Source organism: Stutzerimonas stutzeri (assembly GCF_000590475.1).
In the GTDB taxonomy this organism is placed as follows: Bacteria; Pseudomonadota; Gammaproteobacteria; order Pseudomonadales; family Pseudomonadaceae; genus Stutzerimonas; species Stutzerimonas stutzeri_D.
On record NZ_CP007441.1, the window covers coordinates 1,344,829 to 1,358,800 of the forward strand.

Annotated in this window: 14 protein-coding genes; all 14 read left to right on the top strand. The window is 58.0% G+C overall.

Features of this window, described 5'->3' with window-relative positions:
* The first annotated feature begins 118 nt into the window (after positions 1-118).
* The 14 genes from tsf (at position 119) to rnhB (ending at position 13,932) form a co-directional block, all read left to right on the top strand.
* Positions 119-988 (top strand): translation elongation factor Ts, encoded by an 870-nt coding sequence (tsf, locus tag CH92_RS06225; RefSeq protein ID WP_025240919.1) that lies wholly within the window; start codon positions 119-121, stop codon positions 986-988.
* Between the two features lie 195 nt (positions 989-1,183).
* Positions 1,184-1,927: a UMP kinase gene (pyrH, locus tag CH92_RS06230; RefSeq protein WP_019342381.1), complete on the top strand. Its 744-nt coding sequence runs from the start codon at positions 1,184-1,186 to the stop codon at positions 1,925-1,927.
* Positions 1,924-2,481: a ribosome recycling factor gene (frr, locus tag CH92_RS06235; protein WP_025240920.1), complete on the top strand. Its 558-nt coding sequence runs from the start codon at positions 1,924-1,926 to the stop codon at positions 2,479-2,481. The genes pyrH and frr overlap by 4 nt, the downstream gene beginning before the upstream one ends.
* 158 nt (positions 2,482-2,639) lie before the next feature.
* Positions 2,640-3,401 carry a polyprenyl diphosphate synthase gene (uppS, locus tag CH92_RS06240; RefSeq protein WP_025240921.1) on the top strand — a complete coding sequence of 254 codons (762 nt, stop codon included), beginning with the start codon at positions 2,640-2,642 and terminating at the stop codon, positions 3,399-3,401.
* Positions 3,395-4,210 carry a phosphatidate cytidylyltransferase gene (locus CH92_RS06245; protein ID WP_025240922.1) on the top strand — a complete coding sequence of 272 codons (816 nt, stop codon included), beginning with the start codon at positions 3,395-3,397 and terminating at the stop codon, positions 4,208-4,210. The genes uppS and CH92_RS06245 overlap by 7 nt, the downstream gene beginning before the upstream one ends.
* Positions 4,183-5,397: a 1-deoxy-D-xylulose-5-phosphate reductoisomerase gene (ispC, locus tag CH92_RS06250; RefSeq protein WP_051517550.1), complete on the top strand. Its 1,215-nt coding sequence runs from the start codon at positions 4,183-4,185 to the stop codon at positions 5,395-5,397. Before CH92_RS06245 ends, ispC begins: the two co-directional genes overlap by 28 nt.
* A gap of 63 nt (positions 5,398-5,460) precedes the next feature.
* Positions 5,461-6,810 (top strand): RIP metalloprotease RseP, encoded by a 1,350-nt coding sequence (gene rseP, locus CH92_RS06255; protein ID WP_025240924.1) that lies wholly within the window; start codon positions 5,461-5,463, stop codon positions 6,808-6,810.
* A 69-nt stretch (positions 6,811-6,879) separates the two neighbouring features.
* Positions 6,880-9,231: an outer membrane protein assembly factor BamA gene (gene bamA, locus CH92_RS06260; protein ID WP_025240925.1), complete on the top strand. Its 2,352-nt coding sequence runs from the start codon at positions 6,880-6,882 to the stop codon at positions 9,229-9,231.
* Between the two features lie 50 nt (positions 9,232-9,281).
* Positions 9,282-9,785, top strand: coding sequence for an OmpH family outer membrane protein (locus CH92_RS06265; protein WP_025240926.1), 504 nt, complete (start codon positions 9,282-9,284; stop codon positions 9,783-9,785).
* Positions 9,785-10,843 (top strand): UDP-3-O-(3-hydroxymyristoyl)glucosamine N-acyltransferase, encoded by a 1,059-nt coding sequence (lpxD, locus tag CH92_RS06270; RefSeq protein WP_025240927.1) that lies wholly within the window; start codon positions 9,785-9,787, stop codon positions 10,841-10,843. The genes CH92_RS06265 and lpxD overlap by 1 nt, the downstream gene beginning before the upstream one ends.
* Positions 10,844-10,942: 99 nt before the next feature.
* Positions 10,943-11,383 (top strand): 3-hydroxyacyl-ACP dehydratase FabZ, encoded by a 441-nt coding sequence (gene fabZ / locus CH92_RS06275; RefSeq protein WP_025240928.1) that lies wholly within the window; start codon positions 10,943-10,945, stop codon positions 11,381-11,383.
* Positions 11,380-12,156, top strand: coding sequence for an acyl-ACP--UDP-N-acetylglucosamine O-acyltransferase (gene lpxA, locus CH92_RS06280; RefSeq protein ID WP_025240929.1), 777 nt, complete (start codon positions 11,380-11,382; stop codon positions 12,154-12,156). Before fabZ ends, lpxA begins: the two co-directional genes overlap by 4 nt.
* Before the next feature lies 1 nt (position 12,157).
* Complete coding sequence (gene lpxB / locus CH92_RS06285) at positions 12,158-13,291, top strand: lipid-A-disaccharide synthase (RefSeq protein ID WP_025240930.1); 1,134 nt, start codon at positions 12,158-12,160, stop codon at positions 13,289-13,291.
* Positions 13,291-13,932: a ribonuclease HII gene (gene rnhB / locus CH92_RS06290; protein ID WP_025240931.1), complete on the top strand. Its 642-nt coding sequence runs from the start codon at positions 13,291-13,293 to the stop codon at positions 13,930-13,932. The genes lpxB and rnhB overlap by 1 nt, the downstream gene beginning before the upstream one ends.
* Positions 13,933-13,972 lie beyond the last annotated feature (40 nt).

Here is a 13,972-nt window from a genome sequence, read left to right on the forward strand (position 1 = left end):
GCCGCCTAGCTGATACCCGTTGAACAGAAAGGGGGCTATGCCCCCTTTTTGCCACTTCCGAATTGATCGTCCGATTGATGGGCGATGATCGAAAATCGAATCGAGAGGATTTGCGAACATGGCAGAGATCACTGCAGCCCTGGTTAAAGAACTGCGCGAGCGCACTGGCCAAGGCATGATGGATTGCAAAAAAGCACTTACCGCTGCTGGCGGCGATATCGAAAAAGCCATCGACGACATGCGTGCTGCTGGCGCCATCAAGGCAGCCAAGAAAGCGGGCAATATCGCTGCTGAAGGCTCTATCGCCGTCAAGGTTGCCGATGACAACAAGCGTGCCGTAATCATCGAAGTTAACTCGCAGACCGATTTCCTGGCCCTGCAGGACGATTTCAAGAATTTCGTCAGCAGCAGCGTTGAGAAGGCATTTGCTGAGAAGATGACCGATGCAGCTCCGCTGATCGCTGCTCAGGAAGCTGATCGCGAGGCGCTGGTCGCCAAGTGCGGCGAGAACGTCAATATTCGCCGCCTGACCACCGTTGAAGCTGACCTGGTTGGTTCCTATCTGCACGGGCACCGGATCGGTGTTCTGGTAGCGCTCAAGGGTGGTAGCGTCGAGCTGGCCAAAGAAATTGCCATGCACGTCGCCGCCAGCAACCCTCAGTTCCTGGATCCGTCGCAGGTTTCCGAGGAAGCCGTTGCGAAGGAAAAAGAAATTTTTCTGGCTCTGAACGAAGACAAGATCAAGGGCAAGCCCGCCGAAATCGTCGAGAAGATGGTTGCCGGTCGTATCAGCAAGTTCCTGGCTGAAGCCAGCTTGGTTGAGCAGGCATTCGTCAAGGATCCGGACGTCAAGGTTGGCGAATTGGCGAAAAAAGCCGGTGCAGAAATCGTTTCCTTCGTCCGCTACGAAGTAGGCGAAGGCATCGAGCGTGCTGAAGTAGACTTCGCTGCGGAAGTTGCCGCCCAGGTCGCTGCAACCAAGCAATAAGACGCTCTTGTTGTCCTCGAAGAGGCTGCCCGCTTACGCGCGCGGCCTCTTTGTCGGACTGGGGCGCAGAAAAGTATTTTTGCCGCGCTATAGTCAGCGCTTGGCACCAACTCGCGACTGCGCTGTCATAGCGCAGATATTTTCTGGCCGTAGGGTCAGTTTGGTCATACAAACGCCGCAGGAGAGACAACGCCAATGGCTCAGCAGATGAGTGCACGCAATCCTCGCTATAAACGCATTCTGCTCAAATTAAGCGGCGAAGCCCTAATGGGTTCGGAAGATTTCGGCATCGATCCCAAAGTGCTCGATCGCATGGCGCTGGAAGTTGGGCAATTGGTTGGGATCGGCGTAGAGGTTGGTCTGGTCATCGGCGGAGGCAACCTATTCCGCGGCGCAGCACTTTCTGCAGCTGGTATGGATCGGGTCACCGGTGACCACATGGGCATGCTGGCGACTGTCATGAACTCGTTAGCCATGCGGGATGCGCTAGAGCGCTCGAACATCCCTGCACTGGTCATGTCGGCGATTTCCATGGTCGGAGTCACTGATCATTACGACCGTCGTAAGGCGATGCGTCACCTCAAGAGCGGGGAAGTGGTGATTTTCTCGGCCGGCACCGGCAATCCGTTCTTCACTACTGACTCGGCTGCTTGCCTGCGCGCCATCGAGATTCATGCTGACGTCGTACTCAAGGCCACCAAAGTTGATGGTGTGTATACCGCAGATCCTTTCAAGGATCCGAATGCCGAGAAATTCGAGCAATTGACTTATGATGATGTGCTCGATCGCAAGCTGGGCGTCATGGACCTGACTGCCATCTGCCTGTGCCGCGACCACAACATGCCGCTGCGGGTGTTCAACATGAACAAGCCCGGTGCCCTGCTCAATATCGTGCTCGGCGGCGCTGAAGGAACTCTGATCGAGGAACAGAACCAATGATCAACGAGATCAAGCAAGACGCTCAGGAACGTATGAAAAAGACCCTGGAATCGCTAGGGCATGCGTTCGCCAAGATTCGTACCGGTCGTGCTCATCCGAGCATTCTTGACGGCGTTATGGTGTCGTATTACGGCAGTGATACACCTCTGCGTCAAATTGCCAACGTTACGGCAGAGGACTCGCGCACCCTGGCCCTTACCGTCTTTGATAGAGGCATGATTCAGGCTGTTGAAAAAGCGATCATGACTTCTGATCTGGGCTTGAACCCGGCTACGGCCGGCACCACCATCCGCGTGCCAATGCCTGCGCTTACCGAAGAGACACGTAAGGGGTACACCAAGCAGGCCCGTTCGGAAGCCGAAAATGCTCGTGTCGCGGTGCGTAATATCCGCCGTGATGCCATCGCCCAGCTCAAGGATCTGGTGAAGGAGAAGGAAATCAGTGAAGACGAGGAACGCCGAGGCCAAGACGACGTTCAAAAGCTGACCGACAAGTATGTTGCGGAAATCGACAAGGCGCTTGAAGGCAAGGAAAACGACCTGATGGCTGTTTGATGGTGCTGTACCGGACTTCGTCCGTACTGCTCACGTCGGAGCGCGCCAACCCGGTCGGGATCGAGGCGCGAGGGGCTAACCAGTCGTATCCCCGGAAATTGCCGCGGGTAATTTCTCCCATTGTTCGCAGCGTGATTGAGCGCAGGTAGAGTCGTTTCATGGAAAAGGTCAGGCAGATTGCCGGGCGGAATGTACCCCGTCATGTCGCAGTCATCATGGATGGCAACAATCGCTGGGCAAAACGGCGTCTTTTGCCGGGCGTGGCCGGGCACAAGGCGGGTGTCGATGCGGTGCGAGCCGTCATCGAAGTGTGCGCCGAAGCGGGTGTCGAGGTACTGACGTTGTTCGCCTTCTCCAGCGAGAACTGGCAGCGGCCGGCCGAGGAGGTCGGTGCGCTGATGGAGCTGTTTCTGACCGCGTTGCGCCGCGAGGCGCGCAAGCTCAATGAAAACGGCATCAGTTTGCGGATCATTGGTGATCGCTCGCGCTTCCATCCCGAGCTGCAGACCGCAATGCTCGAAGCCGAAGAAATGACCGCCGGCCCTGGACGTTTCGTGCTTCAGGTGGCCGCCAACTATGGTGGCCAATGGGATATTCTCCAGGCCGCCCAGCGAATGGCTCGTGAAGCGCAGGCGGGGCGCCTCGATCCTAGCGACGTCTCGCCGGCTCTTTTCCAGAGCTATCTCGCCACCGGTGATATGCCGTTACCTGATCTTTGCATTCGCACCGGTGGCGAGCGCCGCATCAGCAATTTCCTACTGTGGCAACTGGCTTACGCCGAGTTGTATTTTTCCGATCTGTTCTGGCCGGATTTCAAACACGATGCCATGCGCTCCGCACTGGCCGATTTCGCCAAGCGCCAGCGGCGTTTCGGTAAGACCGGTGATCAGGTTGAGACGGAGGTCCGAGCAGAATGCTGAAGCAACGCGTCATTACCGCAGCTGTCTTGCTACCGATCGCACTGATCGGTTTCTTCCTGCTCGAAGGGCTCGCATTCGCCTTGTTCATTGGTGTTGTGGTGGTGCTGGGTGGCTGGGAGTGGGCGCGCTTGGCGGGATATGCCAGTCAGGTTGCACGGATTGGCTATGCCGTAGTCGTCGCGCTGCTGTTGATCTTGCTGTATCGATTGCAGGCGGCTGCCGCCTGGCTGCTCCCGCTCAGTGTGGTTTGGTGGCTGGCTGCAACGGCCCTGGTGCTCGGTTACCCAGGTAGCCAGCGCCATTGGGGTGGTCGCGTGGGTAGCCTGGTGATCGGCTTATTGATTTTGTTGCCGGCGTGGCAGGCATTGGTGCAGCTCAAGCAGTGGCCGCAAGGCAACTGGCTGATCGTGGCAGTGATGGTCCTGGTCTGGGCCGCCGATATTGGGGCCTATTTTTCCGGCAAAGCTCTGGGGCGTCGTAAACTGGCGCCTCAGGTCAGTCCGGGCAAGAGCTGGGAAGGCCTGATCGGTGGGCTCATCACCAGCCTGCTGATTACGCTCGGCGTTGGACTTTATCGGGGATGGTCACCGCGAGAGCTGGTGTTGGCCCTGCTCGGTGCTGCCCTGGTCGTCGTGATTTCGGTCGTGGGTGATCTGACCGAAAGCATGTTCAAGCGCAGTTCGGGTATCAAGGACAGTAGTCAGTTGTTACCGGGGCATGGCGGTGTGATGGACCGTATCGACAGCCTAACCGCTGCGGTGCCGGTTTTCACCGTTCTGCTATGGCTGGCTGGCTGGGGCGCGTGGTGAACGGGCCCTTGCAGATCACTGTCCTTGGTGCAACCGGTTCGATTGGCCTGAGCACGCTGGATGTCATCGCTCGTCATCCCGGGCGCTACCAGGCCTTTGCCCTCACGGCGTTCAGTCGTATCGCCGAGTTGCGCAGTTTGTGCCGTATACACCGACCACGATATGCCGTAGTTGATGGTAGCGATAAGGCTCGGGCACTACAGGCCCAGCTCGAATCCGATGGGATCAAGACTCGTGTGCTGGTAGGCGAGGGTGGGCTGAGCGAGGTCGCGGCACATCCCGAAGTGGATGTGGTAATGGCGGCGATTGTCGGTGCTGCGGGCTTACGTCCCACGCTGGCGGCGGTCCAGGCCGACAAGCGGGTGTTGTTGGCGAACAAGGAGGCGCTGGTCATGTCCGGCGCACTGTTCATGCAGGCGTTGCGCGACAGCGAGGCGGTGTTGCTACCCATCGACAGTGAGCACAACGCCATATTTCAATGCCTGCCGGGCAACTATTCGCAAGGGCTCGGCAGCGTCGGGGTGAGGCGGATTTTGCTTACCGCATCCGGCGGGCCGTTCCGTCAGTTGCCGCTGGAGCAGCTGTCCGCGGTTTCCGCGGATCAGGCATGCGCGCACCCGAACTGGTCCATGGGACGCAAAATCTCCGTGGATTCGGCCAGCATGATGAACAAGGGGCTCGAGCTAATTGAGGCGTGCTGGCTGTTCAATGCACGTCCCGATCAGGTCGAGGTGGTCATTCATCCGCAAAGCGTTATTCACTCGATGGTCGACTACGTAGATGGCTCGGTGCTGGCGCAGCTGGGTAACCCGGATATGCGCACTCCGATCGCTCATGCGCTGGCTTGGCCGGAGCGAATCGATTCCGGCGTATCGGCACTGGATCTGCTGCAGACTGGCCGTCTGGATTTTGAAGCGCCCGACCAGCAAAGGTTTCCCTGTCTGCGTATTGCCCGGCAGGCAGCTCAGGACGGCGGGACAGCGCCGGCAATGCTCAACGCTGCGAACGAGGTGGCGGTGGACGCGTTTCTCAACGGTCGCATTCGCTTCACAGAGATCGCGAGTATTATCGAGGACGTTCTCGATCTGGAAGCATCGAGTCCGGCTCGCTGCCTGGCGGATGTGCTTGCTGCCGATGCGCGGGCTCGCACATTGGCTTCGCATTGGTTGCATAGTCGCAGTCGATAAGCGGTTGATAGCTTTCGCCGAAATCGGCGGCCGCTGAACAAGCCTTTCGAGGCAGAGGAAAATATGGGCGCGCTGTACATGATCGTTGGCACCTTGGTGGCGCTGGGTGTGTTGGTAACCTTTCACGAGTACGGACATTTTTGGGTCGCGCGTCGTTGCGGCGTTAAAGTTCTGCGATTCTCGGTAGGCTTCGGCCGCCCGCTGTTGCGCTGGCATGACCGTCAGGGCACCGAGTTCGTCCTGGCGGCGATCCCGCTGGGTGGCTACGTGAAGATGCTAGATGAGCGAGAGGCCGACGTCCCGCCAGCGCTGTTGGATCAGGCTTTCAACCGCAAGACAGTGAAACAGCGCTTCGCCATTGTGTCGGCCGGACCCTTGGCCAACTTTCTGCTTGCCATAGTGTTTTTCTGGGCGCTGGCGATGCTCGGCACCGAGCAGATTCGTCCTGTCGTTGGCGCCGTCGTAGCGGACAGTCTCGCCGAGCGTGCCGGGCTCATGGCCGGGCAGGAAATCGTTGGGATCAATGGCAAACCGACCTCTGGCTGGGCGGAGGTCAATCTCCAATTGATCAGGCGGCTTGGCGAAAGCGGCTCGCTCGAGATTCTGGTGCGTACCGACGGTGATCAGACGCAGCGGTTGCAGTTGGAACTTAACGATTGGCTCAAAGGCGTCGAGGAGCCTGATCCGATCGGTTCGCTGGGCATCCGGCCCTGGCGACCGGAGATCGCCCCGGTGGTTGCACAGCTGGACCCTGACGGTCCTGCTCAGGTTGCGGGCGTGCGTCTTGGTGATCGTTTGATCAGCCTTGACGGCGAGCCGTTGAACGAGTGGCAGCAAGTCGTCGATCGTGTCCGGCCCTTGGCTGGTCGGTCTGTGCAATTGGAGGTCGAGCGTGATGGACAGCTGATCGAGCTGCCCCTGACGCTGGCTGAACGCGGCGAAGGCGATAGCCGTCGGGGCTATCTGGGGGCAGGAGTTTCAGCTGGCGAATGGCCTGCAGATATGCTTCGAAACGTCAGCTATGGACCAGTCGAGGCGGTGGGTGAAGGGCTCCGCCGTACCTGGACGATGAGCGTCCTAACGCTCGATTCGCTGAGGAAAATGGTCTTCGGGGAGCTCTCGGTAAAAAACTTGAGCGGTCCGATAACCATTGCTAAAGTGGCGGGCGCTTCTGCACAGTCCGGCGTGGGCGACTTTCTCAATTTCCTCGCCTATCTGAGCATTAGCCTTGGAGTACTCAATCTATTGCCTATCCCGGTCCTGGATGGGGGGCATCTGCTCTTCTATCTGGTCGAGTGGGTCCGTGGACGTCCTTTGTCGGACAGAGTCCAGGGCTGGGGAGTACAGATCGGTATCAGCCTGGTAGTTGGGGTGATGCTGCTTGCGTTGGTCAACGACCTTGGCCGCCTTTAACCGCCATATACCTTGATGTCGCCGCGCTAAGCGCAGGTTCAATTATCAGGTTTGAAAAGAAAGGACTTCATGAAACGTCTGCTGCTACCTGCGGTAATTTCCGCACTGATGATTGCCGAAGTTCACGCCGAGTCCTTCACCATCTCCGATATACGTGTCAATGGCCTGCAGCGTGTCTCCGCGGGCAGTGTCTTTGGCGCCTTGCCGTTGAACGTCGGGCAGGCTGCCGATGACAGTCGTCTGGTAGACGCAACCCGTGCGCTCTTTCGCACCGGCTTTTTCGAGGACATCCAGCTCGGGCGTGAAGGCGATGTGCTGGTAATCAATGTGGTCGAACGTCCATCGATTTCTGGCATCGAGATCGATGGCAACAAGGCGATCAAGTCCGAAGATCTCCTTTCCGGTTTACAGCAGTCGGGCCTGGCCGAGGGCGAGATCTTCCAGCGTGCCACGCTCGAAGGCGTGCGCAACGAATTGCAGCGCCAGTACGTCGCGCAAGGCCGTTACTCGGCCACCATCGAGACCGAAGTGGTCCCACAGCCACGTAACCGCGTTGCGCTGAAGATCAATATCAATGAAGGTTCGGTTGCTGCGATCAAGCACATCAATGTCGTCGGCAACTCGGTTTTTCCAGACGAAGATCTCACCGATCTATTCGAACTGAAGACCAGTAACTGGCTGTCGTTCTTCCGTAACGACGACAAATACGCTCGGGAAAAGCTGTCTGGTGATCTTGAGCGCCTGCGTTCCTATTACTTGGATCGCGGCTACATCAACATGGATATCACCTCCACTCAGGTCTCCATCACGCCGGATAAAAAAGACGTCTACATCACGGTCAATATTGCCGAAGGCGATCGTTACACCGTCAGCGACGTCAAGCTGAGCGGCGACCTGAAAGTGCCGCAGGAAGAGCTGCAATCGCTGCTGTTGGCTAAGCAAGGTCAGGTTTTTTCGCGCAAGGTCATGACCACCACTTCAGAGCTGATCACAAGGCGTCTGGGTAACGAGGGATACACTTTCGCTAACGTCAACGGCGTGCCGGAAACCAACGACGAAGACAACACTGTCGCGATCACCTTTGTGGTCGATCCGGGCAAGCGAGCCTATGTCAATCGCATCAACTTCCGCGGGAACACTAAGACAGAAGACGAAGTGTTGCGTCGCGAGATGCGCCAGATGGAGGGAGGCTGGGCATCGACCTACCTGATCGACCAATCCAAGACGCGTCTCGAGCGCCTGGGCTTCTTCAAGGAAGTGAACGTCGAGACCCCGCAGGTGCCCGGCACCGATGATCAGATCGATGTAAATTACAGTGTCGAAGAGCAGCCCTCTGGTTCGATCATGGCGAGCATCGGTTTCGCCCAGAATGCCGGCCTGATTCTTGGTGGTTCGATCAGTCAGAACAACTTCCTGGGTACGGGTAACCGCGTCAGCCTGGGTCTGACTCGCAGCGAGTACCAGTCGCGCTACAACTTTGGCTTCGTCGATCCCTACTGGACCGAAGATGGCGTCAGCCTTGGCTACAACGCGTTCTATCGCACCACTGATTACGACGAGTTGGATTACGACGTGTCCAGCTACTCGGTCGACAGCCTGGGTGGTGGCGTAAACATTGGCTACCCGATCAGCGAGACGTCACGGCTATCTTTTGGTCTGTCCGCGCAGCAGGACACCATCGATAGTGGTCTCTATACGGTCGATGAGATCTTCAATTTCATCGAAGAGGAAGGAGACAGCTATCTTAACTTCAAAGCCTCTGTGGGTTGGTCTGAATCCACGCTTAACCGAGGCGTTCTGGCAACACGGGGTCATTCGCAAAGTCTTTCGCTAGAAACCACAATTCCTGGCAGTGATCTGTCGTTTTACAAGCTCGATTACAATGCTCAGCTATTCGTACCTTTGACTCAGACTTATACGATGCGGCTTCATACTCAGCTGGGTTACGGCGATGCTTACGGGTCGACCTCGCGTCTGCCATTTTATGAGCACTACTATGCTGGGGGGTTCAACTCGGTGCGGGGCTTCGAGGACAGCAGTCTTGGGCCGCGTAGTACGCCGAGCGATGGCAGCAATCCGGGAACGGTGGTAGATCCGGACCAGGATCCACTGCCATATGGTGGTAACGTGTTGATCCAGGGTGGTATGGAAGTGTTATTCCCGATGCCGTTCGTCAAGGATCAGCGCTCGTTGCGTACTTCCGTATTCTGGGACGTGGGCAACGTATACGACACCAATTGCCCGTCGGGATCGGATAATTGCAGCGATATCGACCTTGGCAACGTGGCCAGCTCGGTCGGTGTCGGTCTGACGTGGATCACGGCAATGGGTCCGTTGAGTTTCAGCCTGGCTATGCCGGTCATGAAGCCAGACGATGCCGATACCCAAGTATTCCAGTTCTCACTGGGTCAAACCTTTTAATGATCTGGGGCACATTGCCCCAGCGCTATCTTTCAAGAGTGGTAATTATCGTGCGTAAGCTGACCAAACTGCTTTTCGTTGCTGCCGTAATGGTTGCGACGCCTGCATTCGCTGAAATGAAAATTGCAGTGATGAACTATCAGATGGCTTTGCTCGAGTCCGATGCTGCAAAGCGTTACTCAGTCGATGCGGAAAAGAAGTTCGGCCCGCAGTTGGAAAAGCTGAAAGGGCTGGAGAGCGATGCCAAACGCATTCAGGACCGTCTGGGCAAGGACGGCGACAAGATGCAACAGGCCGAGCGCGAGCGCCTGGAACTGGAATTCAAGCAGAAGGCCCGTGACTTTCAGTTTCTCTCCAAAGAGCTCAATGAATCCAAAGCCGCGGCTGATCGGGACATGTTGAAGCAGCTGAAGCCAAAGTTGGACAAGGCTGTTGAAGAGGTCATCAAGAAAGGCGACTACGATCTGGTTCTCGAGCGCGGCGCGGTAGTTGATGTAAAAACACAATATGACATCACGCGCCAAGTCATTGAGCGCATGAACCAGCTGCGCTAATGAGCGGCATTTTCTATACGCTTGGCGATCTCGCTAAGCGGTTGGGGGCTGAGCTGCTCGGCGACTCTTCGCAACGAGTATCAGGGCTGGCTACTTTGCAGGATGCCGGCCCTGAGCAGTTGAGCTTTTTGGCCAATACGCAGTATAGAAAATATCTCGCGACGACCCGAGCGGGTGCAGTGCTGCTTACAGCCAGGGACGCTGAAGGCTATACGGGGGCGGCGCTCATCGTCGTTAACCCTTATCTCGCTTATGCGCGCCTTTCGCATTTGTTCGAAATCCGGCTGCAAGCGCCGGTCGGCATTCATCCCAGCGCAATCATTGATCCCAGTGCTGAAATTGATCCGACTGCGCGCATTGCTGCGCAGGTGGTGATCGAAGCTGATGCCTGGATTGGGCCGAACGTTGAAATCGGGCCGCAATCGGTGGTTGGCGCGCGCAGTCGTATCGGCGCCGGTGGTCGGCTGGCGGCACGGGTGACCCTGTGCCATGACGTGATTATCGGTGAACGGGTGGTCATCCAGCCTGGTGCCGTGATTGGCGGTGAAGGCTTCGGTTTTGCCAACGAGCAGGGTAGCTGGGAGAAAATCGCTCAACTCGGCGGCGTGCATATCGGCGACGATGTCGAGATTGGTGCTAATACCACCATCGACCGTGGCGCTATATCGAACACTGTGATCGGCAACGGCGTGAAGCTGGATAATCAGATCATGATCGCGCACAACGTCCAGATCGGTGATAACACGGCCATGGCCGGCTGTTCGGGGATTTCCGGCAGTACGAAAATCGGTCGTAACTGCATGATTGCCGGCGGTGCCGGCCTCGTTGGGCATATCGAGGTCTGCGATAACGTCTTCATTACCGGCATGACGATGGTCACTCGGTCGATTACCGAGCCGGGAAGCTATTCGTCAGGGACGGCCATGCAGACGGCAGCGGAGTGGCGTAAGAGCGCCGCTCGGATTCGTCATCTCGACGACATGGCTCGCCGACTGCAACAAGTGGAAAAACGCCTGGCTTCCGTGACCCCGCGCGGGGATACGTCTTCTGATGCCTGACCCTGTCGTCTGAGTGCCCCTGCTAGAGGCCTTCGCCAGCGGGTTGCATGGCTGTGATGCCGTGCTGGCTCCCATAATCCTTACGGGCTTTTTCTTCATATGATGGATATCAACGAGATTCGCGAATACCTTCCCCACCGTTACCCCTTTCTGCTGGTCGATCGGGTGGTGGAGCTGGACACGGATGCCAAGCGGGTTCGCGCCTACAAGAACGTCACCATCAACGAACCGTTCTTCAACGGGCATTTCCCTCAGCACCCGATCATGCCGGGCGTGTTGATCATCGAGGCGATGGCGCAGGCCGCCGGGCTGCTCGGTTTCAAGATGATGGGGGTGAAGCCAGCCGACGGCACACTTTATTATTTCGTCGGTTCGGACAAGTTGCGTTTTCGCCAGCCCGTCGTACCGGGCGATCAGCTGACTCTCGAAGCAACCTTCATCAGTGCCAAACGTGGGATATGGAAGTTCGATTGCCGCGCCAGCGTTGATGGCAAACCCGTATGCTCTGCCGAAATCATTTGTGCGGAACAGAAAATATGAGTTTGATCGACCCTCGCGCCATCGTCGATCCTGCGGCCCGGCTGGCGGATGACGTCCAGGTCGGACCCTGGTCGATCATCGGCCCGGACGTCGAAATAGGCGAGGGGACGGTGATCGCGCCTCACGTGATCATCAAGGGACCGACCCGCATCGGGCGGCACAATCGGATTTTCCAGTTTTCCTCGGTGGGCGAAGATACGCCCGACCTCAAGTACAAGGGCGAACCGACCCGCCTGGTGATCGGCGATCACAACGTTATCCGTGAAGGGGTGACCATTCACCGTGGGACGGTGCAGGATCGAAGCGAGACCACCATCGGCGACCACAACCTGATCATGGCCTACGCTCACATCGGGCATGACAGCGTGATCGCCAATCACTGCATCCTGGTGAACAATACCGCGCTGGCGGGCCATGTACACGTTGGCGACTGGGCGATTCTGTCTGGCTATACCCTGGTCCATCAGTACTGCCACATTGGCGCATATAGCTTTTCGGGGATGGGCACTACGATCGGCAAGGACGTTCCGGCGTTCGTCACTGTATTTGGCAATCCAGCCGAGGCGCGCAGCATGAATTTCGAAGGCATGCGCCGTCGAGGTTTTAGCTCCGAGGCTATCCTGGCGCTGCGCAACGCCTACAAAATCGTCTATCGCAAGGGGCTGACGGTCGAAGCCGCGCTGGCTGCGCTCGCTGAAGATGCTCAGGGTTTTCCGGAAGTGGCGCTGTTCCGGGACTCGGTGCAATCCTCGAATCGCGGTATCACTCGCTGATATGCCCAGGCCGCTGACAATCGCGCTGGTGGCCGGCGAAGCCTCCGGCGATATCCTGGGCTCCGGTCTGATGCAAGCGCTCAAGGCGCGGCATCCGGATGTTCAATTCATCGGTATCGGTGGCCCTCGAATGGAGGCGCAGGGTCTGAAGTCCTATTTTCCTATGGAGCGCCTGGCAGTAATGGGGCTGGTGGAGGTGCTCGGTCGACTGCCTGAGTTACTGGCACGCCGCAAGCGATTGTTGAAAACCTTGCTCGACGTGCGCCCCGACGTTTTCATCGGTATCGACGCACCGGATTTCAATCTGGACCTGGCGCTCAAACTACGGCGCAACGGTATGAAAACCGTGCATTACGTCAGCCCTTCGGTCTGGGCTTGGCGGCAGAAGCGCGTGTTGAAGATTCGTGACGCCTGTGACCTGATGCTCACGCTGTTTCCGTTCGAAGCGAAGTTCTACGACGCCCACCAGGTAGCGGTTCGCTTCGTTGGCCATCCATTGGCCGACACCATCGCTCTGGAGCCTGATCGCGCCGCGGCGCGTGCTGCGCTGGATCTTCCGCAGGAAGGATTGATCGTCGCTCTGATGCCCGGCAGCCGGGGCGGGGAGGTAGGCCGTCTCGGTGAGCTCTTCCTTAACGCGGCCGACCGGCTTCGTTCGATGCGTTCGGGCATTCGTTTCGTGGTGCCTTGTGCCAGCCCAGAGCGCCGCGTTCAGCTCGAACAGATGCTGGTTGGGCGAGATCTTCCGTTGACACTGCTCGATGGTCATTCCCATGAGGCGTTGGCCGCCTGCAACGCGGTGCTGATCGCCTCCGGTACCGCGACGCTCGAAGCTTTGCTGTACAAGCGACCAATGGTCGTAGCCTATAGCGTTGCGCCATTGACGTTCCGTATCCTCAAACGCATGGTGAAAAGTCCTTACGTGGCCTTGCCCAATCTACTTGCTCAACGCTTGCTGGTGCCGGAACTTTTGCAGGACGCGGCGACCCCGGAAGCGATGGCACAGCTATTGTCGCCTTTGCTGGACAACGGTGATGTACAGACCGAGGGCTTCGACGCCATTCATCGAACCCTGCGCTGTGACGCGTCGAGTCAGGCCGCTAGCGCGGTGCTCGAGTTGGTCGGGGCGAATTGATGCAGATGGGACTGGATTTCAACCTGGTCGAAGAGCTGGTCGCCGGCGTCGATGAAGTGGGCCGCGGCCCGCTTTGCGGTCCCGTCGTGACAGCAGCGGTTATTCTAAATCCGCGACGCCCCATCGAGGGGCTCAATGATTCGAAGAAGCTGACCGAAGCGCGACGTGAGGCACTGTTCGATGAAATCTGCGAAAAGGCGCTAGCGTGGTGCATCGCGCGCGCCGAGGTGCAGGAGATAGACCAGCTGAACATCCTCCACGCCACCATGCTGGCGATGCAGCGCGCGGTTGAAGGTCTGAGCGTGACGCCACGGTTGGCACTGATCGACGGCAATCGCTGCCCACAGCTTGCAGTGCCCAGCGCCTCGGTAATACAGGGTGATGGGCAGGTGCCCGCAATCGCGGCTGCCTCGATCCTGGCCAAGGTCAGTCGTGATCGGGAAATGTGTGCGCTGGATCTGTGCTATCCCGGCTATGGCCTCGCCGCGCATAAAGGCTATCCGACCCCGAACCACCTGGAAGCGCTGCAGCGGCTTGGTCCAACGATAATTCATCGTCGTTCGTTTGCGCCTGTACGCATTCTGCTAGAGCAGGCCACTCTGGCCGAGCCCGTCAGCGTCACGGTCGCTTTGCCGGTCTGAAACCGCCGTCGCGACCTCTGACGAAGCAATCCATCACCAG